The sequence below is a fragment of the Brevibacillus fluminis genome, from assembly GCF_003710825.1.
Classification (GTDB): domain Bacteria; phylum Bacillota; class Bacilli; order Brevibacillales; family Brevibacillaceae; genus Brevibacillus_D; species Brevibacillus_D fluminis.
In genome coordinates this window covers 1-23,019 of the sequence record NZ_RHHQ01000015.1, presented here as the reverse complement: position 1 = coordinate 23,019, position 23,019 = coordinate 1, and the positions used below count along the sequence as shown (strand labels likewise).

Genomic DNA, 23,019 nt, shown 5'->3' with positions numbered 1-23,019 from the left:
TCCTCACCAGTAGGATGGTGCTTGTGAAGTGACTTTAGCCGAGTTAAGATTCTCCTCTTTACCTACTCACATGAAACGATCATGATATGCAGATTTTTCGCCAGATCGAGTTCATACGGATCGATGTCCTGACCGTCCGGCCCTTTATAGATCCGAAGCAGCGGCCGGCTCGACAGCTCTGCCCTATTATTGATTACAACGCCTGTTTCTCCTGTGGTAAGCACCACACTGATCCCGAGCGGATAAAGTGCGACCGTGCTTTTGAAGTCTTCGACCAGCTCTTTGGAAAAGTTGGTCCCTACCCCCGCGTACAAAACTTCGATTGCTTCATGCGGAAGCATGGCGTTTCGGTAGGCACGGTTGCTGGTCAGCGCATCATAAACGTCGCAGATTGCGATGATCTTTGCATACGGATGAATTTCAAGGTCTGTCAGGTTGCGCGGATACCCGCTGCCGTCAAATCGCTCATGATGCTGAAAGGCGCAATGTGCGGTCAAGAGAGATAAATTATCTTGCCTGCGCAATATTTCAAAACCGTATTCAGCATGCTTTTTCATTAGGAAATACTCTTCTTCGGTCAGTCGGCCGGGTTTGGACAAAATTTCATACGGAACCATCATTTTGCCGATGTCGTGCAAAATGGCACCAAGGCCGATTTCCATCAATTCCTTTTGATTGAACCCTTTTCGCAATGCGACTGTGATCGCATAGAGCGTCACCTGAAAGGAGTGTGTGAACACGTAATGATCAAAACCGCATACACTACCCAATAAAGAAAGGGCTACTTCGTTATGCTTCAGCTCGTCGATCAGTGAACCCATCACATTTCGAAACGAGCGGCCCAAATCGGTTTGGATCGGTTTGCGGTAGGAGGTGGCAGGCTGTGCCTGAAAGGCTTGGAACGTTTGGAGAATCGTCCCCATGGCTTCGCGCCGTGTTTGTTCACTGACGACCTCGGGGATGACCAGATCTTCAAAACGCTTGTCCTTGATATATACATACGAAATGTTCGCCATTTTTAAGCGGTCAATCATACGCTGGGTCAAATGAACGTCCTCACCGATCAAAGTGATTCCCGACGCGCTGTAAATCGGTTTTGCAATTTGTTCGCCAACGATGACTTTATGGATAGATGTTAGTCGCATGTTGCAACCTCGGTCTTCATAAGAATAATCTATATTGTAAAATGTTTTCTGCATTTCCGCAATTAAATGGCGAGACTCTTGAAAATTCTGCCAACTAAAGCTATCAGACAGGTTGACATCTTTCCCCAGATTGTACATAATGATGATATGTTCTGAATTATTTAAATTAACTGCCTACTTTCGCTTGATCTTTCTGCTCGAAAGACAGCCCGCGAATGACAGCCAGTTCGACCGTGGTTTGACGACCTCGGTTTGACTGGCTTTTTGTTTTTTCCAAAAGGAGGGATGCTCGTGGCAGGCGCGTTGGAGGGTATCACCATTCTTGATTTATCCAGAGTGTTGGCTGGTCCGTTTTGCACGATGATGCTTGGCGATCTGGGTGCGGAGGTTATTAAGGTGGAGGGACCACGCTCCCCCGATGAAACCCGCACCTGGGGGCCGCCATTTACCGGTGGCGAAAGCGCCTACTACCTTTGTGCCAATCGCAACAAACGTGCCTTGACGCTCGATTTGAAGAGCGAGCAAGGCCGGGATGTATTGAAGCAGTTGGTCATGCGCAGCGATGTGCTGGTGCAAAACTTTAAGAGCGGCACCCTCGAAAAATGGGGGCTGGGCTTTGACGTGCTGCACAAGGAAAATCCACAGCTCATCATGGCCTCCATCACCGGATTTGGTCAAAACGGCCCGTACAAAGAAGTGCCGGGCTACGACTTCATTATCCAGGCGATGGCGGGACTGATGAGCATCACCGGCGAACCCGAAGGTGCTCCGATGAAAACAGGGGTTGCAATCGCCGACATTTTGACCGGCTTGCATACGGCTGTCGCTATCCTTGCAGCCCTGCATGACCGCGACCGGACTGGACTGGGGCAAAGCCTCGACATCTCCCTGTTTGATTCGCAAATCGCGGCGTTGGTCAATGTGGCCAGCAACTTTCTCATCTCTGGCAATGTGCCGAAGCGGCTTGGCAACCAGCACCCGAACATCGTTCCTTATCAAGTATTCCCTACCCAAGATCGTGACATCGTCGTCGCAGTCGGCAATGATCGCCAGTTTGCCCGTTTTGCCGAAATCATTGGCATGCCGCAGCTGGCCAGCGATGAGCGATTTGCCGCCAATGCCGACCGCGTGCGAAACCGCGGCGAACTAATCCCGCTCATCACCAGTCAGCTGTGCAGCCGCCCTGCCGCTGAGTGGCTTTCAGCACTCGATCGGGCCGACATTCCGAACGGGCCGATCAATACGCTTGACACCTTGTTTGCTGATCCGCAGGTAATGGCACGCGAGATGGTGGTTGATATGGCCCACCCGACCGCTGAGCACATCCGGCTAGTCGGGAGCCCGTTCAAGCTTTCCCGTACACCGGTTGAAATGAGGCGGCATCCCCCGCTCCATGGCGAACACACCGACAGCATCATGCGCGAGCTTGGCTATACCGAACTGCAGATTGATGAAATGAAACGCAATCAAATCATTTAGGAGGAATCATGACATGCTGAATTTTTCCCTGTCCCCTGAACAAGTAGAAGTGAAAAAAATGGTGCGCACGTTTGTCGATCGGGAAATCATCCCGTACATTCAAAAATGGGATGCTGAAGGTCATTTTGAGCCAAGTGTGTTGAAACGACTTGCGGCCCTGTCTTTGATGGGCTCCTGCATCCCTGAGCAATATGGCGGTGCAGGCATGGATTACAATACACTCGCCATCATTTGCGCGGAGCTGGAGCGCGGGGACACCGCGTTTCGAACGGCGGTCTCGGTCCATACGGGGCTAAACAGCATGACGCTTTTGCAGTGGGGCACGGAAGCCCAAAAGCAAAAGTATTTAGTCCCGCAGGCAAAAGGTGAAAAGCTCGGTGCTTTCGGACTGACAGAACCAAATGCAGGGTCCGACGTAGCCGCCATGCTGACAACTGCTCGCCGCGATGGCGACAGTTATGTGCTGAACGGTTCGAAAACGTGGATTTCCCTCTGCGATGTAGCCGACAATTTCTTGATTTTCGCCAAGACCGATACTGATTTGAAGCATCACGGGATCAGCTGCTTTATCGTCGAGCGCACCTTCCCCGGTGTCACCACGAAAGCGATTAAGGGCAAGCTCGGTATTCGCGCTGGCAATACGGGCGAAGTATTTTTGGAGGACGTTCGGGTGCCGAAAGAAAACCTGCTCGGCCAGGAAGGCGAAGGCTTCAAGATCGCAATGGCTGCTTTGGATAACGGGCGCTTTACGGTCGCAGCGGGTGCATGCGGACTAATCGATGCGTGCCTCGAGGCAAGCGTGAAATACTGCCATGAACGCAAAACATTCGGCAAGGAAATCGGCAAACACCAACTCGTCCAACAAATGATCGCCAAAATGGCGGCTAATCTCGAGATTTCGCAAATGCTCGTGTACCGTGCAGGCTGGCTCAAAAATGAAGGCAAGCGCAATACGCAGGAAACTTCCCTAGCCAAATGGATCGCGTGTGACGCTGCCTTTGAAGCAGCAAATGATGCCGTTCAAATCCATGGTGCATACGGCTACTCCAACGAATACCCCGTTGAGCGCTTTTTGCGTAACTCTAAGGCGCCTGTCATTTATGAGGGAACTCGCGAAATCCATACGATCATGCAAGCCGAATATGCTCTGGGCTACCGAAGCGATAAGCCGCTGTCCAAAATGCTCCCTGCTTGGCCATTCGAAGAATAAGCTGCGTGTTTTTCAATAAAAATACGTTTACGGCATTTTTTCTCATTTTGCCGTAAACGTATTTTTGTGCCCATTAAAAGAAAATGCCGATGAGCGATTCTCACCGGCAGAAGAAAAAGATAGTTTCGAGTGGCATGATGGCGGAAGACGCACTTGGCTCTTCCGGGTGTCTGACTTGATTGACTCCATTACAGAGTATAGGAGGATCACAGCCTTTTGGCAAGACAGTTATGGGCATTCGAGCCCAAATAGGTCTTTTCACCTTTTTTTGCGAAAAGAGCCGTTTTCATCCCCATTTTTCGTCAAAACGGATTACAATTAAGATACAGAAAGCGACAGATTTTAGGGGAAGAGGACATGCTTATGATTAAGAAATTATTGGTGTTTTTCATGATGGTCGCCATTCTGGCAACGATTCCTCCAAATGGCGGTTTCGCAAATTCAGCTTCGATCAAACTAGGCAATGAAGTTTTGCAAAATCACTTCATGCAGCTACTCCAAGGAAAGCGCATTGGCCTTTTGACTAACCAGACCGGTGTCGACAGCACGGGCGCCAGCACCATTGACTTAGTGCGGCAGATCCCCTCCGTTTCCTTGCATGCTTTATTCGCCCCTGCATACGGTTTGGATGGAAAAACCACAGCAAACCAGGAGAAAGCGTCCTATACGCATCCTGCGCTCCACATTCCCGTCTACTCCCTGAATGCAAAAACTGTAGCGCCTACTAAAGCGATGTTTAGCAATATCGACGTGTTCTTGGTAGACCTGCAGGATTCCGGATCGCGCACCTCTCCTTATCTCGCCAGCTTGTACATCTACTTGCAGGCAGCGCGCGACGCCGGCAAACCGGTCATCGTTCTGGACCGCCCCAACCCGCTCGGCGGGATCACGATGGAGGGGCCAATCCTTGAGGACCCTTACCAATCCGCAATCGGCATCGACAACCTGCCTCTTGCGCACGGTATGACCATCGGCGAGCTGGCCCAGTTTTTCAATCGCAAAATCGGCGCCAACCTCATCGTCATCCCGATGGAAGGATACACGCGCAGCAAGCAATTTACCGATACAGGTTTGGCCTGGGTGCCAAGTACGCCTGACCTGCCCGACCTGCAAGCAGTTATCAGCAGCATGGCCGCTGGCCTGACAGATGGATTTGCCATGACCCAAGAGGACCACTACGCCTGGATTGGTGGTCCCGGAATCGATTCCCAGCAGTATTCTAACCTTTTGAATTTTGCGGGACTTCCTGGCGTCGTATTCGTTCCTGAGACCCACGGAACCTCCGGTGGCGTACGGCTAAATATTTTTGACGCCCGCTTGTTCAATCCGGCCAAAACGGGGCTGTACGCAATCGCGTATGCGCATTCGCTCGCACATTTCACGCTGCCGAAAAGCAACGGTGCCCCCACCCAGTTTGACTTGGCTTTGGGGACGAACAAGATTGCTGCGCTGCTGGAGAAAAACGCGAGCCCTGAACAAATCGTCAAATCGTATGCACCGCAGCTCGCCTCTTTCGCAGAGTTGCGCAAAAAGTACCTGATCTACAGCGACACACCTTATGTCGTCATGGCGCCTGTCTATAACAAACCAATCGTTGCGGCACCGGCAAAACTGTTCCGTCCTTATCAGCAGCCGAAGCCAGCCACGCCAAGCAATTCGGGGTCAACTACCAAGCCCGGCACCAACACCCCGGCGACAAAACCGCCTGCTACGACTGTACCGCAGACAAAACCTGCCGGAAAAGTGGCGTATCTGACCTTTGACGACGGACCATCGCCTGTAACGACGAAAATCCTCGACATTTTAAAGAAAGATAACATCAAAGCTACTTTCTTCGTCGTCGGACGGAACGTGAAGGGAAGAGAAAAAATCTTGCAGCGCGCACTCGCAGAAGGCCATACAATCGGAGGCCATACATACTCGCACAACTACCAGACGATCTACAAAAGTCCAAGTGCGTTTCTGAATGACCTGGAGCTGGGCAACAAGATGATCAAAGACGCCATCGGTGTCGAGCCTACGGTGTTCCGCTATCCGGGTGGCAGCACAAACACGGTCAGCCTGAAATACCAAGATACTGCGCAATATAGCAAAGCCAAACCGGTCATGAGCGCCATCAAAGCTGAAATGAACCAAAAAGGTTATCATTTCATCGACTGGAATGTCAGTAACGGCGATGCCTCGACCAATCATTATACGGCCGCTTCCGCCCTTCAGCAGGTGAAGCAACAGGTCAAGAAAAAGCAGCAGGTCGTGATTTTGATGCATGATGCCACGCCGAAAATGCCGACGGTTGAAGCGCTCCCTGCTGTAATCGAGTTCCTGAAACAGCAAGGCTATACGTTCCAAACGTTGAGCGCGGACGTTCCTACCGTAGCACACGTCAAATAAACACGCTTCACACCCGATAGATCGAGCCGGCTCTTGTGAGGATACTCTCGCACAGCCGGTTTTTTCATGGAAACAGGGCCGCTCTCTAGGCAGTTTTTGTCGAAAACTTTTTCCCCTTGCTCAATCACTACTGACATACTGTTGTCAGCAGCAGTCTGCTACTATGAAGACAAACGATCAAAGGAGTGCTGTAATCATGGATACGAAAACGATCTTGCAAAAGTTTGAAGAGACCGCTGCCTTTTATATGAATGAGCTGGAACGCTATACAGCAGAAGCGCTGGCGAAAAAACCTGCCGATGACGAATGGTCGATTGGGCAAATGTACGATCATCTGCTTCATAGCGCAAACTACATGCAGCTGAAAGCAGTGGAAGCATGTGCCCTTGGACAAGGAACTATCGGAGCAGAAAAATCGGAAGCGGGTGCGCATATTTTTGCCTTGGGTCAATTCCCGCCGATCCAGATCAAAGTCCCTGCCTCCGCCCAGTACGCCCCGTCCAATGAACATGCACCGGAAGAACTCAAGCAGCGCCTGCATGCGCTCGTGGAAAAAATGCGCGAGGTAGAACCAACACTGTCTACCATTTCATCGGAGCAGCGCTATTCGCATCCGCGTTTGGGCCATTTAAGCGCCGTTGAATGGTATCATTTGGTCGACATGCATTTCAAACATCACCTCCGCCAGAAAGAGCGGCTGGATCAATTCGTTGGCGCTTAGGCGTTGCAAGATATTGGGTCGCTGGGGTTTTGCCGATTCGGGCAAAGCCCCTTTCACATTAGAAAACCTGGCTACGCCAAGCCTTTGGCTTAAGCCGCGGTTGCACTTATACTGGATAAGAATTTTATAAAATCTTATCTGTATAAAAAACCCAGAAATCGTCTCCTCCTTCGGAACACGATTCCTGGGCCACACATCTGCTTGGATTTTACCGTCTTTCAATTTTTTTCACATCGCCATAAATCACATAAAGCGGATTCCCGCCGCTATTGAGCCACAGCGCGAATATTTTCCCACCGAAGTATTTGACTTCCTCAAATATTCCTTCAATTTTACGACCATTCGTATACGTAATGAGATAACGATTTCCTTTGATCAGTTTCATCTTACGCACCTACTATGTTTGGTTTGTCGTATGGGGTTTAGAAAACCTGGCTACGCCATGCTTTTGGCGGGGCTGCGGTTGCACGAAAAAACAGGCACGCTCCCGAGTAAAATAATGGAAAGCGCTTGTCCTCTTCCCATTATATCGAGTTGTGCCTGTTTATTCAAAACTTAATTGGGTGCAGATTACTTGTTTATTTTGGCGATCAGCTTGTCTGCGCTTGTCTCATCATTGTCAAACAGGACAAGGTCTTTCAATTCAACCTCATCGACGGTTTGGATTACGCTTGAAAACTTATCGGTCAATTGTTGCATATCTACTTGTTTGTCCAATTCCACGTCGAGTACCAAAACCAGTTTCTTTTTCACGCTCTTGCCACCTCATCCTCATGATCAATCTGTTCTATCGTAACACGTTTGCTTGCCAACGGAAACCACGTTTGCTTGCCAACGGAAACATCGCGTTTTGGCCCTCATCATTTCGCAAAAACAAAAAAGGCTTACCGCTGAAAACTCATCAGTAAAACCTCTAGTAAATGTAATATGGCGGAGGGAGCAGGATTCGAACCCGCGTGAGCTTGCACTCTAACGGTTTTCAAGACCGCCCCGTTATGACCACTTCGGTATCCCTCCGTATGCGTTTCACAAGTGATACTATAGCATGAAATCATCTAGTGATGCAAGGGTTTTTTCGTGCTTTTTACATGAATTGATTTTTTGTCCAATTTCACGTACCAGCTGTCGCACACTCTCTTCTTCAAACGCGCCCGGCGCTCCTTGCTGATAGGCTTCAACCGCTTGCGCTACGATTTTTCGCTCGGCATCCGTGACGTACCGAAGCACCCACATGCCGCCCTCCAGCTTTGAGGAAATGGTCCCTTCCGCAACATATTGCCACACTCTGCACATATTGAGCACGGCGTATACAGGCTTCTCCATCACCCATTCCTGCACACCTGCCAAATCAGCGAATATGGCCTGCAGATAAGCGGTACGCGGCACGTCTGGGATTATTGCGTCAATCGGAGCACCATAGAGACATACGCCGCGATGCTTCGTGATCATGAGATGTGCGGCCAAGTCTGGATCGGCGCCATTCGGCAGCCCCTCTTTCAGACGATCCCGCCACCATTCACTATAGTGCAGTTCAAAAGTCATCGGGTATGAACCGCTCCATATGTCATCATACGCGATGATATGGATTTCGATCGGACTCGGACGATTGGAAAGAGCCAGCAGTTCATCTGTAAGTCGTTCTTTTACCATGTGGGGCAAGTGGGCCGCGCTAATGACCAGCAGATCGAGATCACTCTTCTTCGGGGAAAAGCACCCCATCGCGAGCGACCCGTGCAAATAGACGCCAAGCGGCTTTTCAGGCATCCATTTGAGCAGCGCCTCCATCAGCCTATGGATTTGCCTGCGTTGCTCTACGGGGCACGTATTCCAGCCAAACAAGCCCATTTCATCGCATCCTCCTTCAGAACGAATGAAAAAGGCCTGATACAAGCCCAGGCCTTTTCCTCTATTGCTTACTCATTTTTTACTCTTCGTAACCGCACCATTCCAAGAGCGTCAACGCATAGATCGCTGCGCATTCGAACACGGTGTCCAGTTCAATGCATTCGTTCGGGTAGTGGCCCAGCTGTGTGATGCCTGGCCCGAATACGATTGCCGGAGTGTCAGCCAGCTTAGTCAAAAGGCCGCCGTCCGTTCCCCAAGGGGATGCTTCAATGACAGGCTTTTCCCCTTTTACTTCTTCAAAGGTTGCCATCAACGCTTGCATAAGCGGATGCTCCTCTTCCACGGCTCCTGGCACCCAGCGTGCGCCATACCACTCCAGCTCCACCGGATGGTCAGCAAACCACGGGTCGATCGCGGAGAGACCAGCCAACGCCTCTTCCATCTCGCGCTTAGCATCTTCCATCTCTTCCTCAGGCGCTACACCCATACGGCCTTCTAGCTTAACCAGATCGGCTACGGACGATGGCCATTTGCCGCCTTCAATCACACCGATGTTGATCGGAATCGGAATCGGGAGCTTGGCATAAAGCGGATCGGTGATCCGGTCATTGCGGCGTTTTTCCAGCGCCCCGATCGCCTGTACGACCGCAAGGCTTTTCTCGATTGCGCTGACGCCTTCATAACGGGTGCCGCCATGTGCAGAACGTCCGATCACTTTCAGACGGAACCACATGGATCCTTGCTGCTTCGGCATAATTTTCATTTGTGTCAGCTCAGGCACAAGTGCGGCATCCGCTTTGTACCCGCGCAAAATCGTAGCCAGCGTTCCTGCTCCGCCGCTCTCTTCTTCTACAACGCTTTCAAAAATGACGTCGCCCTTCAGCTTGACCCCCAGCTTTTGCAGCGCCTCAACTGCGATCAGCGCAGCGAGGTTACCGCCTTTCATGTCGGTTGCGCCACGGCCGTACAGCTTGCCGTCCTCCACATCGCCGCTGAACGGATCGCGCTCCCATTGCGTCTCATCCCCAGGCGGAACAACGTCCACATGGCCGTTCAAAATGATCGAACGGCCTCCGCCTGTACCGCGCAGCACTCCTACGACGTTGGGGCTTCCTTCAAAGCTGGTGCGAGGAGAAACGAAATATGGGTGCGAAAGCAGCTCCTCGCCGCCCATTACCCATTTGTCGACTTCAAAGCCCATTTCCGCAAGCTTGCTTGCTACTAGCTCCTGCACACCCGCTTCCTGTCCCTGTACGCTCGCCTCGCGCACCCAGCTTTGCAAAAGACGGACCGAGTTGTCCCGGTCCTTCTCCAGCTGTTCCTTCACTTTTTCTTTCCACACCGCCACATTCGCTTTTGCCATGACGAAACTCCCCCAGTTCGGTTATTGAAACACGCCGACATCTCCGTCGATTTTGAGTTCTGCTTCCGTCGCACCGATCACATCGGCGACGCTGTACGGATACATGACTTCCACCAGATACAAGCCATCCGGCCGCACTTCCATTACGGCCATATCGGTAATAATCATGTGTGCTGCATTCCGAGCCGTGAGCGGCAGTGAGCATTCGCGCACGATTTTGGAACGCCCGTTTTTGTCCAAGTGGGTCGTCACGACCATCACGCGGTTTGCTTTTTGTGCCAGCTCCATCGCTCCGCCCATGCCTGGCACACGTTTGCCTGGCACGATCCAGTTGGCGATATCGCCCGTTTGGCTAACTTCCAACACGCCCAAAATGGTCATATCGAGCAAGCCGCGGCGGATGATTGCAAACGCAGTCGCGCTGTCAAAAAATGACGCGCCTGTCGCCAGCGTAACGGGAAATCCGCCCGCATTGCACAGCATCGCGTTTTCTTCACCTTTTGCCGGACTCGGGCCTGTGCCCAAAATTCCGTTCTCCGCATGGAAAAATACTCGTTTGTCCGACGGGATAAAATCTGCGACCAGCGTAGGGATGCCGATACCCAGATTGATGATCATGCCGTCCGCAACTTCCTGCGCCGCGCGACGGGCAATTCGTTCACGATAGCTTTCTTGCTCTTTTACTTCTCCCACGCCCATGTCCAGTTCACCCCTTTGCTTTGTACGATCATATTGACGAAGACGCCAGGCGTCACGATTTCTTCCGGATTGATTTCGCCGGTTTCCACAATTTCATCCGCTTCGACGATGGTGAATTCGCCTGCCATTGCCACAAGCGGGTTGAAGTTGCGCGCGCTCGTATCGAACACTAGATTACCGTAGCGATCCGCTTTCTTTGCGTGCACGATCGCCACCTCGGCAGTCAGTGGCGTTTCCAGCAAAAACTGCTTATCCCCGACCTGAACGATTTGCTTGCCTTTATCCGCGATCGTTCCCATCCCGATGTCGGACAAGATTCCGCCCAAACCGACGCCTCCTGCCCGTACGCGCTCCGCCAAAATGCCTTGCGGGCAGAACTCGACCTCAAGCTCGCCTGCGGTCATTTGCGCGCCTGCATTCGGATTGGAACCGATATGGGAGGCGATCACCTTTTTCACACGCTTTTGCGTGACCAGCTGCCCGACGCCGATATGCGGGAACGCCGTATCGTTGGAGATCAGCGTAATGTCTTTTACCCCTTTGTCCAAAATGCCTTGGACCAGCGTCGGCGGGTTGCCTACCCCGCCGAAGCCGCCAGTCATCAAGGTCATCCCATCGTGAAAGTGCTCAAGCGCTTCCTCGATGGTCACCACTTTATCAAACGGATTGCGTTTTTCGCTCATGTCGTCACCTCTATTTTATCTTGCTACGCAAGCTTACCTTCCGCTTTTAACTCCGCTTGCACTTCTTCGATTGCTGCACGCAGAATGCCGAGCAAACGATCGATCTCGTCGCGGGTAATTGTCAACGGCGGCGCCACGATGATGGAGTCGCTCACCAGACCATCGGCTCCGCTCATCGCTGGATAAATGATCAAGCCTTTGGCAAACGCACGCTGCAGCACGCGGGTACCGACGCCAACCGATGCGGCGAACGATTCTTTCGTTTCTTTATTTTTTACAAATTCCAGGCCAGTCAGCATACCAAGACCGCGCGCATCGCCGACCATTTCGTAGTCCGCAACGATTTGTTTCAATTGAGCCAGCAAATACTCGCCATGCACAGCTGCTTTTTCAACCAAGTTGTTCTCTTCCATGTAGCGTACGACTGCAAGGGAGGTCGCTGCCGATTGCGGGTTGGCGCTGTATGTGTGTCCTGCCATGATCAGCCCCGAGCCTTTGGTGATCGTCTCGATGATCTCATCGGTGGCCATTGCGGCTGCCATCGGCGTGTAGCCGGCGCTCATCCCTTTACCAAGCGCCATCAAGTCCGGCACTACGTTCCAGTGGTTGATCCCGAACGGTTTACCCGTACGGCCCATTCCGGTCATGACTTCATCGGCGATGAACAAGATTTCATTTCTGTCACAGATTTCGCGGATGCGTTCGAAATATCCTGCTGGCGCGACCAGTGCTCCGCCCGATGCACCGATGACCGGCTCCGCGATAAACGCAGCGATGTTTTCTTTGCCGATGCGACGGATCGCCACTTCCAGCTCGTCTGCGCGTTTGTGTGCATACTCCTCGATGCTCAGCTCATCCGGCTTGCGGTATACGTATGGCGCCGAGATCGCCGGATAATCTGCCAAAAGCGAAGTAAAGCGTTTGCGGCGCATCACGTGGCCCGACATCGACAGTGCACCCATCGTGATACCGTGATAGCTCATCCAACGGGAGATGATACGATTTTTGCGCTCATAGCCTTTTTCTTGCCAATATTGGATCGCGATTTTTTGAGCAGTCTCCGTCGCTTCCGAGCCGCTGCTTACGAAAAATGTCCAATTGAGGCTGCCCGGCGCCCATTCTGCCAGCTTGGCACCAAGCTGTTCGACCGCGTCGCTGGAAAAATGGGAACGGTAGGCAAACGATACTTGACGCGCTTGCTCCACCATGGCGTCCGCAATTTCCTGTACACCATGACCAATGCTTGCTGTTACAGCTCCGCCGCAGCCGTCGATATACTCCTTACCATCCTGATCATATAAGTAAATGCCTTTCCCGTGCGAAATCTTCGGGTATGCTTTGCCCAACTCTGGTTTGATTACATAACTTCTTTCCATTCTCGTCACCTCTTTGGCTAGCTTTCTTACTATTCATGCTACAGCAATGACAGCCGGAAACCATTCTCCCCTCTGGCAAAAAAAGCTGGCGCAGCGACAGAATGTTTTGTACATTGTGTATAATGGACAATTGCTTTCGGAGGTGCAGCCCCATGACGATTACGATTAGCGAAGCGCTCCAGCTCCCAGATATGGTGCATACGCGGCTGGTTGCGGGAAAGCAAGGCATGAGTAACCAGATTCGCTGGGTCACCATTGTGGAGCTTTTAGAAGATACAAGCAGGCTGCAGGAAGGCGAATTTTTGATCACAACCGGCTTTGGACTGGCCAGCGACAGCAAGCGGATCGAGCAATTCATTCCTTCGCTTGCCGAACGCAAACTAAGCGGCGTCGCCATCCATACCGGATTTTATTTACGTGAAATCCCCCCGGTATTTCTTGCGGAAGCGGACCGTTACGGATTGCCCTTGATCGAGATCCCAAGCGGCATCAATTTCTCCACCGTGACCAAAGCGATTTTGCAACCGATCATCAATCGGCAGTTCGAGACGCTCGCCTACTCGCAAGCGATCCACGAGCAAATGCTGGATGTCGCCTTCTCAAAAGGCGGGCTACCGGCCATTGCCAGCGAATTGGCCAATTTGACCAAAGGGAGCGTGCGGCTTGTCGATTCGTTCGGTTATGAGGTTGTCAGCGTATCTTCGTCACAGTGTGACCCGCTGGCCACAGAGCCGCATGCGACGCATATGTTGCCGGTCGGGTCGACTCGTGAATCGTTTGGCATGCTAACGCTGTCCAAGCCAAGGACAGAGTGGCAGGAGCTGGACCATGTGGCACTCAAGCATGCGGCTACCCTGTGCACTTTTGAATACGTGAAGGAGCGTGCAGTCGCCGCTACCGAATGGCGCTTGATGGGCGACTTTGCTGAGGAACTGCTCAGCGGACAAGACATGGATCAAGCAGAGCTCGACACACGCAGCCGCAAGCTGGGCTATCCGCTGAATGGCAGCCACCTGATCGCCGCGTTCTCGATTTTGCAGGAGAAAAAGGAAGTCGACCGCGCCTCTCTGTATGTGCAGCTGCGCAGCTTGATCAAGCGACTGGCGGATCAGTACGGCTGTGTCTACCTCCTGCGTGAACGATCGCAGTATTTGCTAATGATTATCCCAGAACGTGAAAAAAGCGATGCCTTGTTGAAGCGCATCGCGATTGAATGGCAGCGGCTTTATCCGGCCACACAGATTCAGTTGGGCGTAGCCGACGCCAAAGAACAGGTCAGCCAATTTCGGGAGGCGGCGGAAGAGGCTGTTTTCACGCTGATGGCCTATCCGCTTCTGGCACAATCACCTGAACCGCTGCACTACAGCAGGATGAACGGTTATCAATTCCTGTTCCCGTACTACCGTGATCCTGACGCCTTGAACAAGCTGTGGCAGCCGCTGCTCGCCCGCTTGATCGCCTATGACACCAAGCACGGGCAGCAATTGGCGGAAACGTTGGAAAAATACTTACAACATAACTTAAATGGCATCAAGGCAGCTCAAACCTTGTTTATCCATCGCCATACGTTGAAATACCGTCTGCAGCAGATTGCGGAAAAAACAAGCCTCGATCTGGAAGACGCGACTCACCGTTGGCAGCTTCAGCTAGCGCTGATGGCCTACAAGCTGGCGAGCCTGCTCTATCCCGCTTCGTTGTAATAGGTGTTTTTTTAGTCGTGCGTTTCGCGCAGCGGCTTGACCCAGATGTTCATATCTTCATACCCACTGACAATCGTGCAGTTGTTGATCAAACGCCCGCGATAGTGATACCCTTGCTTGGCCGCTGTAATGTTCATTCCCGCCGACTGAGCACGCGTTAATGTATACAGAAAATAGATGCCCATTGCTTCCATCTTTTCTTCCAGTGCGATCATGACCGGCTGTAGCAAGCCTTTACCCAAGTAATCCGGGTGGGTTGCGCAGTCGGTCATTTCTGCAGAGCCGAATTGCGGATCTACTTCCGCAGAAGCCGCACAAACAATCTTGCCCTCGGCCCGAATGACACTGTAATAGGTGCTTGCCTGCATCGTTTTTTTGACATAAGCCGGATCGTTCATCGGGGTCGGATAAACCGGAAACACGATGCCATACAGCTGCGCCAGTTCCACTGCATCCGCTTCAGTCGCCTCCGTCAAGACATAGCCTGTCGGCAATTCTTTGGCTTTTACGCTCTCTGTGCTTTGCCGCGCCAAACTTGCTGTGACAATCTCATCTGCTGTTTGTGGCTCGGCGGACGTAGCGCGTTCCTGTGTCGTATAGCGGCACAGCATATGCGCATTCGCTCCGTTATAAAAACCGTCGATGGTTCCCTCCTGCTGGTAGCCAAATGTCGTAAATGTCGGGATATCCGCTTTTTTCGCATAAATGATCAGCTTGGTCGCATCCGTATCTTTCGCCAGCTGTTCGAGTTCCGCGACCAGCTCCGCAATTTTTTCCGATTCATATGCCATCAGTTTGACCCGCTTGTTTTGTTCATCAGTTAGTAACACGCTCGATAACCCCCTCGTTCTTTTCCTGCCTTCATTGTAAATCGCCGTCTCTCTTACGTCATTCGTCACAATGTACAAAACTTTGGATAGGAAACCATGCCTGATCGTGCGCATACATTTGATAAGGAGGAAAGGAGGAAGCCCCATGCCTCTCATCTTTGCTCATCGCGGGTCCTCTGGGCTTTATCCTGAAAACACGATGGAGGCTTTTACTTGCGCGCTGCGGCACAAGGCGGACGGTATTGAGCTCGATGTGCAGCTGACGCTCGATGGCGAGGTTGTCGTCATCCACGACCATCGGCTGGAGCGAACGACGAATGGGTCGGGCCTCGTACAGCAACACACGCTTGCTGAGCTGCGTCAGCTGAATGCGGGCCGATGGTTCCATCCCCGCTTCAAGACATCGCGCATCCCGACACTCGCCGAGGTTTTCACATTCGTGAAGCCGACGCGGCTGATGGTCATCCTTGAATTGAAAAACTTGCTGGTTCCACAACCGCACCTGGAGGAAAAAGTGTGTCAGCTGATTGACGAATTTGAACTCGGTGAACGAGTCATCCTGTCGTCCTTCAACTTCAACAGCCTGCGAAAAATCAAAGAATTGAACAATTCTCTGCAGACCGGCATGCTGTATGTCGGACATTTGCTGGAACCGTGGAAGACCGGGCTCACCTATGGGGTTGACCAGCTGCATGCTCCCGTCGACGAGGTCTCGCTTTCTGTTGTAAAAGAATCGCACAAAAACGGACTCTCTGTTCTTGCCTGGACCGTCGATCAAAAAAAAGCCGTCAGGCGCATGCTCGCAATGAAAGTGGACGGTTTGATTACGAATTATCCCGAGCAAGCCCGCAAGCTGATGCAGATTCAACCGACGTAACCATCATTTTTCGCAAGAACAACAAACGGAGCCTTTTGCATCTGCAAAAAAGCTCCGTTTTTGTTTTGGCTCGATTTTTATGGCGTCCAGAACTTACCTTGCCATGTGTTGCGGCGCACCAGCTCCGCGTCGATGCCGTTCAGCACTTCCCATTTTTTCCTGCTCCACATCGGTCCGATCAAAATATCAGGCGGCCCGTCACCGGTCACTCGATGTACGATCATCTCTGGCGGCAAAATCTCCAGCGTGTCTGCGACCAGCTTGGTGTACTCTTCCTGGGACAAAAATTCGAGCAGCCCTTGCTCGTACTGCTTGACCATCGGCGTGCCGCGCAAGAGGTGCAGCAGATGGATTTTGATCCCTTGCACATCCATCTTGGCGACGCCACGAGCCGTTTCCATCATGTCGTCATAGTTTTCGCCAGGCAAGCCGTAGATGATGTGAGAGCAAACGCGAATGTTGTGCTTGCGCAGCTTCTCCACGCCATCGAGGTAGCATTGCAGGTCATGGCCGCGTTTGACCAGCAATTGGGTACGCTCATGGACGGTTTGCAGGCCGAGCTCTACCCACAGGTAAGTGCGCTCGTTCAACTCCGCCAAATATTCAACCACATCGTCCGGCAAACAGTCAGGACGCGTCGCGATGGACAAACCGACGACCCCTTCCTGCTTCAGAATCAGCTCGAACATCTCACGCAGTTCTTCAACCGGTGCATACGTATTGCTGAACGCTTGGAAAAAGCCGATATATTTTGCTTTTGGCCATTTTTCATGCAGACGGCTCTTTACATCCACAAACTGCTTCTCCAGCGTCAGCCGGCGGTCTCCGGCAAAGTCGCCCGACCCCCGTGCACTGCAAAACGTGCAGCCACCCGTCAACACCTTGCCATCGCGGTTGGGGCATGTAAACCCGCCATCGAGCGGCACCTTAAAAATTTTGTCGTGAAACATCCCCCGCAGGTGATGGTTCCATGTATGATAGCGCTTGTCACCCCACAAGAGAGGAGACGCATCGTGTGTATCCAGCAAATGTTTCATGTGATTCTCCTTTGGGTATAAATCAACTATAGCCATTGTACCATAAGAAAAACTTCTTTCAGAAGCCCTTTCAAGAAGAAGATCCTTCAATCTGTGGAAGTTTTTCTTCCGCTCCAGAATTTATAAGCGCCTGCACTTATAAATTCTTATACGATTAGAAAACCTGGCTAGGCCATGCTTTTTGGCGTAGCCGCGGTTGCCCTTATACTGGATAAGAATTTTATCAATTCTTATCTGTACAAAAAACCGCCCGACACGTAGTCCAGGCGGTTTCCAATCCAGTTGGTAAGATTACTGCATTTCTTCCAAACGAATCGAACGCGTATGCGCGGTATGGCTCCACTCCTGATTGTTCTTGGTGAAGAACGCATAGAAGAAGATCGGCAGCCACGTCAGGAAGAAAATCGGCAAAAGCAGTAAACCAAAGTATGCTTTCAGCGGCACTTTTTCTAAATAAAGCGCCAGGACCGGCAGCAGGTAGAACACCGCTGTCGTTGAATAAACGAGCCAGCTCGGCAAAAAGTGTGCAGCCGGCATGAAGCCGACATCGAAAAAGCGAGTGGCGAACAAGATAGACATAAACGTGACGATCAGCACGTACATCGGCTGGAACAGGTAGAACGCTGCATCCAGCATACCGAGACGCATCGATTTGAAACCGTTTTTCAGTACGGTTCCGATATAGCGGCCCGCGACGTCATAATGGCCTTGCATCCAGCGCAAACGCTGGCGCATCGACGCTTTCAAATCGATCGGCTTTTCATCATACACTTTGGTGTCATGTGCCCAAGTCGGATAGATTCCGCGAGCGATACAGCGTGTGGCGAACTCCAGGTCCTCGGTCAAGCTGGTTGCGCCCCAACCCATTTCTTTGAGCAGCGCGCTGTCGATACAAAGTCCTGTGCCCCCAAGTGTGTTTGGCAAGCCCAAATTGTGGCGCGCCAATTGCCACATGCGATTGGTGAACCAATACGTGATGGCATACGATAATGTAATCCACGAATCGAACGGGTTTTTTGAATCCAAATATCCTTGAATCACGCGTGCACCTTTGCACAAGCGGTCGTTCATTACGCGCAGGAAATTTTTCTCTACGAGGTTGTCAGCGTCAAACATGACGATCGCGTCATATTGTTTGGGCATCCCCCACAGATTCTCCAGCATCCATTCGATACCAAAGCCTTTTCCGCGCTTGCTCGAATCGAAACGCTCGCAGGCATACGCGCCGTGCTCCCGGACAATTTCCGCTGTGTTGTCTGTACAGTTGTCGCAAATGACAAAGATGTCGTACATTTCACGTGGGTAGTCCAGTTTTTTCAGGTTTTCAATCAATGGTGCGATAACCGCACTCTCGTTGTGTGCAGCGACCAATACGGCGAATGTTTTTGTAGGCTCATTGGTCACAGCTTCTTTCTTGCGGAACAAACCGCCACAGGACACCAGTGTCTGATATGTGCTGATTAATCCTGCTGTTGTGCTAAACCCGATGAATAATCCCTCAATGATCTCTTTTAACATCATGAATCTGATCTCCTCGAACATGCCACTTTTTATCTCTACATGGCCAGATGTAAATACCTGTAAATCTTCAACAACAAAGCCCTATTTGCGAGTTTACAACAATCCGGTCGAGTCAGCAATCCCTTTTTAGCGGAAAACTTATCGACGCTTTCTGCTACTATTCCCTAACACCTTTCCCTTATTTGACGAATTCTATTCGGTTTTGGTTGCACATAACTTCTCGACAGCTGTCGAATTGCTCGTAGGAAGGTGTCTTTTGCTACCAACGATCTAGCAGTGACTAGACCATTTGGATTATTTTTCTTGTTACTGAAATTCGACAGATCGCACTGCAGGAATTTCCTGAATCAGCGTAAGCAAATGCTGCAATTGTTCAGTTCCTGGAAGCTTGATAGAAATTTCTACCTCAATTTCTGTGAAATCATTACCTTTTTTCTCTGCATGGAAGCCCATGTTCAGCACGCCTCTTTCGGCAAGAATCTGCTGAACGCGTTCCAGTGTTGCTTGCTCGTTTTCAACGCGAAGCAAAATTTGTTCGGCCCTTGGTGCTGTCAGCCAGTTAAACTGTTTATACAATACCATTTGTGCCAACAAAATGATGAGCGTCACACCGATACCAACCCAGTAAAGACCGGACCCAATCGTCATGCCGATACCTGATGTCGCCCAAATGCCCGCCGCTGTTGTAAGCCCCTTTATCGTGTGCCGCTGCAAAAAGATCATGCCCGCCCCCAAAAACCCAATCCCGCTTACCACTTGAGCAGAAATCCGAGACGGGTCAAGGGACAGATTATGCCAACCCAATTGATCCTGAAAACCGTATTTGGATAGAACCATCATTAGGGAGGCTCCCACAGCAACGACTAAATGGGTACGAATGCCTGCCTCCTTCATCCGGTTTTTCCGCTCATACCCAATTATGGCTCCGCAAACGCCGGCAATCAACACGCGCAGCAGGTACTCAAACTCCAATCATCAACCCCAATCTCAGCATTGTTGGAAATTTCTGTAACAATATTGTTACATGATACCAAAGTGGAAGTGGCTGTTGCGGAATTTTTATTTGTCATACGTATTTTCGCCATCGTGCACGATTCGTATCACACGATGCGGCGCTCTTAAAACAGAGCTTGCAGGGGCTTAACTGTTGCGCAAAATAAAAAAAGCCCCGACAAGGGCTTATTATCGCGATATGCTTACAAGTGCGGTCGGCGAGACTCGAACTCGCACGGGTCGCCCCGCCACCCCCTCAAGATGGTGTGTCTGCCAATTCCACCACGACCGCAGGAGTTAAAATGCGTTAGGAGAGATCTGAGATTACAACGTGACTACCCACTCTACCTATAGACGCTTTGCTACAAGAGATAGTATACACTATTTTGAGTCGATAGTCAAGAATTCAATATTACTTAAAATCTTATCGATCGAGTTTCTTCTATTATATATGTGTTTTATTTGCCTGATAATTCGTTGATTTTTTTCATCAATGGCTGCTATTGCTCCGTACTGCCACGATTTCTGATCGAGCGTGCTTTTCGCAGATTGAGCCAGCCTCCCACTACGCACTGTGGCAGACTGGCTTTTTCTTTTCTATAGCTAGTTCGAACGATCAAAAAACTTGGCTTTTCTTACGTATTGCTCATTTCCGATTCAACCGGATGCTTTTCTTTTAATTTTAGTGTCATCAAAAATGCAAGAAAGAGAATACTGCCGCCTGCCAAAAACGGTGCGAATTGATTCACGTCGTAAAAAATTCCCGCTAGTGTCGGTCCTACAATGTTTCCCATACTCATATAGGCATTGTTCATCCCCGCCACATACCCTTGCTCATTCCCCGCCATTTTTGACAGCTTCGTTGTGAGCGCGGGTCGAAGCATAGCAGTCGCGAAGAATATGCAGAACGTTACGAGGAAAATACTCCAAAACGCCTTGGCCAAAAGCAGCACCACGTACGCTGTTGCGATAAACAAAAGGGAGGCTGTGATCACCCTGGTTTCCCCGAACCGCTTCATGATTTTCGCGACCAGCAGCGCCTGCATGCCGACGCCGATCACAGCGCCTGTGGTCAGAATGAGGGCGATGTCCTGCGGAGAAAAGTAAAAGCGGTCCGTAACATATAGGCCGAAAACAGACTCAAAATTCGCCAGCCCGAAAGTCATCACAAAAACGAGCATAAAAAGCATCGCGTATTCGGATTGCAACGATTGGGCATATCGTTTGAGGAACGACTCCCGCCTTCTCACCTTGGCTCTCGTTTCGTTCATTTGCTCCGTCGAGAGGCTTTCAGGAAGACAAACCAAGGAAACAACAACTCCGGCAATCGCAGCGCCCGTTGCTACATAAAGTGGCACTTTTACCCCATAACCGGCGAGAAAGCCTCCCAGACCGGGTCCTACCACGAATCCGAACGACATCGCTGCGCCTAGCAACGCATTTCCTTTGGCGTGTTCCTCCGTCGTCGTCACGTCGGCTACATAGGCCATCATAGGCGGGACGATCAGCGCGGCTGCTACACCTTCCAGCAGCCTAGAGGCATAGAGCATCCACAGCGAATCTCCTGCCGCAAACAAACATTTTGCAACAGCATAGACGATGCCGCCTCCAACTATGAATGCTTTTCTCCCATAGCGATCCGATAGTTGGCCAGTCAATGGCGATAGTAGAAACTGTGTTATGCCATAGGCAGCCACGAGTAGGCCGATTGACTGTCCGCTTGCCCCCATGCCAAGGATCAGCTGCGGGAGAAGTGGCGTAACCAGCCCTACGCCTACCATGACGATGAATATATTGAGCATTAAAATCGCAAGGATTATCTTCTTGTGTGTGCTTTTTCTCGTATGCATCCTATGCCTCCTTCCTTTTGGGAGAACGTTCTTCGGCCACTCGTTTTTTGTTCGCTTGCAACACAAAAACCTCCTTATCCATTAGATACTGGATAGGAGGCGCACACGCGAATAAAAAGATACACTGCTCCTGTCAAAAGAACAATGATCTTGTCATTTTTCGAAAAATGCCCGCACTAATCCTATCCAGATCAAATCGTGTTTGACGATTTTTTCTTTTGTGGAATCGGATTAGTTGATCATTGGCTTTACGGTCACCCTTTCACTACTTGTTGCTCGCAGTTTATCATGTGATCATGCGTATCGTCAATGTTCTTGCTTACGTTTGCTGCTAAGGTGAAGCTCTTTTTTATTCGAGCAATTACGGAAACTAGAAAGGATGCTTCCGCTTGATTAAATTAGTAGAAGACTGAACAATACTGAAGGTCCTTGTTTGGAAACCTATGTAGCAACGGCTAAATGAGGATGTGTTATGGTTGTAGACATCAAAAAACCTCCTATAGACATTTTCTTGTCCGTAGGAGGTTACCATATTATTTGTTATGTCGATAGTGAAACGCGTTACACCGTCTTGGCTACCTGATAAACCCATTGCCTCGACGCAGCTGATGAAACCATTCTCTTATGTAAATAAACTGCTATGGCGTCCCAGGAGAGATTCGAACTCCCGACCGACGGCTTAGAAGGCCGTTGCTCTATCCTGCTGAGCTACTGGGACTCGTAAAATTGGAGGGAGTACCCGGATTTGAACCGGGGATAAGGGTTTTGCAGACCCGTGCCTTACCACTTGGCTATACTCCCAAATGGGGCGATCGATGGGACTTGAACCCACGAGTGCCGGAGCCACAATCCGGTGCGTTAACCCCTTCGCCACGACCGCCATGCTTTTATGATTGTTCCCTTTGAAACGCCTATACGATTAAGTGGCAGGGGCAGTAGGAATCGAACCCACACCAAAGGTTTTGGAGACCTTCGTTCTACCTTTAAACTATGCCCCTATGGTAGCGGCGGAGGGGGTCGAACCCCCGACCTTTCGGGTATGAACCGAACGCTCTAGCCATCTGAGCTACACCGCCAAAATATAAAAATATGGCGGAGAGTGAGGGATTCGAACCCTCGCTACGCTTGCGCATACTAACGGTTTAGCAAACCGTCCCCTTCGGCCTCTTGGGTAACTCTCCGCATATGGCTCCTCAGGACGGACTCGAACCGCCAACCTACCGGTTAACAGCCGGTTGCTCCACCATTGAGCTACTGAGGAATATTCAGTTGAAGGACTTGTTCCTTCAAAACTGGATA

19 protein-coding genes and 9 tRNA genes are annotated in these 23,019 nt (G+C 50.9%); 6 read left to right on the top strand and 22 right to left on the bottom strand.

Features of this window, described 5'->3' with window-relative positions; all coding sequences use genetic code 11:
- Positions 1-62 precede the first annotated feature (62 nt).
- Entirely contained in the window at positions 63-1,145 is a 1,083-nt protein-coding gene (locus tag EDM56_RS19015; protein WP_122919496.1) for an HD-GYP domain-containing protein, read from the bottom strand.
- Between the two features lie 291 nt (positions 1,146-1,436).
- On the opposite strand from EDM56_RS19015, the gene EDM56_RS19010 reads away from it, so the two are divergent.
- From EDM56_RS19010 to EDM56_RS18995, 4 genes are all read left to right on the top strand, one after another.
- Complete coding sequence (locus tag EDM56_RS19010; RefSeq protein ID WP_122919495.1) at positions 1,437-2,624, top strand: CaiB/BaiF CoA transferase family protein; 1,188 nt, start codon at positions 1,437-1,439, stop codon at positions 2,622-2,624.
- 16 nt (positions 2,625-2,640) lie between these two features.
- On the top strand, positions 2,641-3,834 hold the full coding sequence (locus EDM56_RS19005; RefSeq protein WP_122919666.1) for an acyl-CoA dehydrogenase family protein: 1,194 nt from the start codon (positions 2,641-2,643) through the stop codon (positions 3,832-3,834).
- 363 nt (positions 3,835-4,197) lie between these two features.
- Entirely contained in the window at positions 4,198-6,225 is a 2,028-nt protein-coding gene (locus tag EDM56_RS19000; RefSeq protein WP_246009445.1) for an exo-beta-N-acetylmuramidase NamZ domain-containing protein, read from the top strand.
- Between the two features lie 196 nt (positions 6,226-6,421).
- A complete protein-coding gene (locus tag EDM56_RS18995) occupies positions 6,422-6,946 on the top strand; it encodes a DinB family protein (protein WP_122919494.1) in 525 nt (174 codons plus the stop codon).
- Positions 6,947-7,154: 208 nt separating this feature from the next.
- Here EDM56_RS18995 and EDM56_RS31560 read toward each other — a convergent pair whose 3' ends face one another.
- The 8 genes from EDM56_RS31560 to EDM56_RS18960 all read right to left on the bottom strand — a co-directional run bounded on the left by EDM56_RS31560 (position 7,155) and on the right by EDM56_RS18960 (position 12,912).
- Entirely contained in the window at positions 7,155-7,331 is a 177-nt protein-coding gene (locus EDM56_RS31560; RefSeq protein ID WP_183192521.1) for a hypothetical protein, read from the bottom strand.
- Between the two features lie 185 nt (positions 7,332-7,516).
- Positions 7,517-7,699 (bottom strand): hypothetical protein, encoded by a 183-nt coding sequence (locus EDM56_RS18990; RefSeq protein WP_122919493.1) that lies wholly within the window; start codon positions 7,697-7,699, stop codon positions 7,517-7,519.
- Positions 7,700-7,874: 175 nt separating this feature from the next.
- Positions 7,875-7,963, bottom strand: a tRNA-Ser gene (locus tag EDM56_RS18985).
- A 21-nt stretch (positions 7,964-7,984) separates the two neighbouring features.
- A complete protein-coding gene (locus EDM56_RS18980) occupies positions 7,985-8,791 on the bottom strand; it encodes an aminoglycoside adenylyltransferase domain-containing protein (RefSeq protein ID WP_122919492.1) in 807 nt (268 codons plus the stop codon).
- A 79-nt stretch (positions 8,792-8,870) separates the two neighbouring features.
- Positions 8,871-10,154 (bottom strand): peptidase, encoded by a 1,284-nt coding sequence (locus tag EDM56_RS18975; RefSeq protein WP_425456328.1) that lies wholly within the window; start codon positions 10,152-10,154, stop codon positions 8,871-8,873.
- A gap of 21 nt (positions 10,155-10,175) precedes the next feature.
- Complete coding sequence (locus tag EDM56_RS18970) at positions 10,176-10,853, bottom strand: 3-oxoacid CoA-transferase subunit B (protein WP_122919491.1); 678 nt, start codon at positions 10,851-10,853, stop codon at positions 10,176-10,178.
- A complete protein-coding gene (locus EDM56_RS18965) occupies positions 10,835-11,536 on the bottom strand; it encodes a CoA transferase subunit A (RefSeq protein ID WP_122919490.1) in 702 nt (233 codons plus the stop codon). Before EDM56_RS18965 ends, EDM56_RS18970 begins: the two co-directional genes overlap by 19 nt.
- A 23-nt stretch (positions 11,537-11,559) precedes the next feature.
- The gene (locus tag EDM56_RS18960; RefSeq protein WP_122919489.1) at positions 11,560-12,912 is read right to left on the bottom strand and encodes an aspartate aminotransferase family protein; all 1,353 of its coding nucleotides are present in this window, start codon (positions 12,910-12,912) and stop codon (positions 11,560-11,562) included.
- Positions 12,913-13,064: 152 nt separating this feature from the next.
- On the opposite strand from EDM56_RS18960, the gene EDM56_RS18955 reads away from it, so the two are divergent.
- Positions 13,065-14,612: a PucR family transcriptional regulator gene (locus EDM56_RS18955; RefSeq protein WP_122919488.1), complete on the top strand. Its 1,548-nt coding sequence runs from the start codon at positions 13,065-13,067 to the stop codon at positions 14,610-14,612.
- 11 nt (positions 14,613-14,623) lie between these two features.
- Here the strand turns inward: EDM56_RS18955 and ablB are convergent, their stop codons facing one another.
- Positions 14,624-15,442 carry a putative beta-lysine N-acetyltransferase gene (ablB, locus tag EDM56_RS18950; RefSeq protein ID WP_281274968.1) on the bottom strand — a complete coding sequence of 273 codons (819 nt, stop codon included), beginning with the start codon at positions 15,440-15,442 and terminating at the stop codon, positions 14,624-14,626.
- 145 nt (positions 15,443-15,587) lie between these two features.
- On the opposite strand from ablB, the gene EDM56_RS18945 reads away from it, so the two are divergent.
- Positions 15,588-16,319 carry a glycerophosphodiester phosphodiesterase gene (locus EDM56_RS18945; protein ID WP_122919486.1) on the top strand — a complete coding sequence of 244 codons (732 nt, stop codon included), beginning with the start codon at positions 15,588-15,590 and terminating at the stop codon, positions 16,317-16,319.
- A gap of 77 nt (positions 16,320-16,396) precedes the next feature.
- Here EDM56_RS18945 and mnmL read toward each other — a convergent pair whose 3' ends face one another.
- The 12 genes from mnmL to EDM56_RS18885 all read right to left on the bottom strand — a co-directional run bounded on the left by mnmL (position 16,397) and on the right by EDM56_RS18885 (position 22,981).
- Entirely contained in the window at positions 16,397-17,356 is a 960-nt protein-coding gene (gene mnmL, locus EDM56_RS18940; RefSeq protein ID WP_122919485.1) for a tRNA modification radical SAM protein MnmL/YtqA, read from the bottom strand.
- 291 nt (positions 17,357-17,647) lie between these two features.
- Positions 17,648-18,877 carry a glycosyltransferase family 2 protein gene (locus tag EDM56_RS18935; protein WP_122919484.1) on the bottom strand — a complete coding sequence of 410 codons (1,230 nt, stop codon included), beginning with the start codon at positions 18,875-18,877 and terminating at the stop codon, positions 17,648-17,650.
- Between the two features lie 306 nt (positions 18,878-19,183).
- Positions 19,184-19,849: an MgtC/SapB family protein gene (locus EDM56_RS18930; RefSeq protein ID WP_122919483.1), complete on the bottom strand. Its 666-nt coding sequence runs from the start codon at positions 19,847-19,849 to the stop codon at positions 19,184-19,186.
- 231 nt (positions 19,850-20,080) lie between these two features.
- Positions 20,081-20,162: transfer RNA gene (locus EDM56_RS18925), tRNA-Leu, on the bottom strand.
- 343 nt (positions 20,163-20,505) lie between these two features.
- Positions 20,506-21,720 carry an MFS transporter gene (locus EDM56_RS18920; RefSeq protein WP_122919482.1) on the bottom strand — a complete coding sequence of 405 codons (1,215 nt, stop codon included), beginning with the start codon at positions 21,718-21,720 and terminating at the stop codon, positions 20,506-20,508.
- Between the two features lie 641 nt (positions 21,721-22,361).
- A tRNA-Arg gene (locus tag EDM56_RS18915) sits at positions 22,362-22,438 on the bottom strand.
- Between the two features lie 9 nt (positions 22,439-22,447).
- A tRNA-Cys gene (locus EDM56_RS18910) sits at positions 22,448-22,521 on the bottom strand.
- 3 nt (positions 22,522-22,524) lie between these two features.
- A tRNA-His gene (locus EDM56_RS18905) sits at positions 22,525-22,600 on the bottom strand.
- Positions 22,601-22,644: 44 nt separating this feature from the next.
- Positions 22,645-22,718: transfer RNA gene (locus EDM56_RS18900), tRNA-Trp, on the bottom strand.
- A gap of 1 nt (position 22,719) precedes the next feature.
- A tRNA-Met gene (locus tag EDM56_RS18895) sits at positions 22,720-22,796 on the bottom strand.
- A gap of 14 nt (positions 22,797-22,810) precedes the next feature.
- Positions 22,811-22,901: transfer RNA gene (locus EDM56_RS18890), tRNA-Ser, on the bottom strand.
- A gap of 5 nt (positions 22,902-22,906) precedes the next feature.
- A tRNA-Asn gene (locus EDM56_RS18885) sits at positions 22,907-22,981 on the bottom strand.
- Positions 22,982-23,019: the final 38 nt, after the last annotated feature.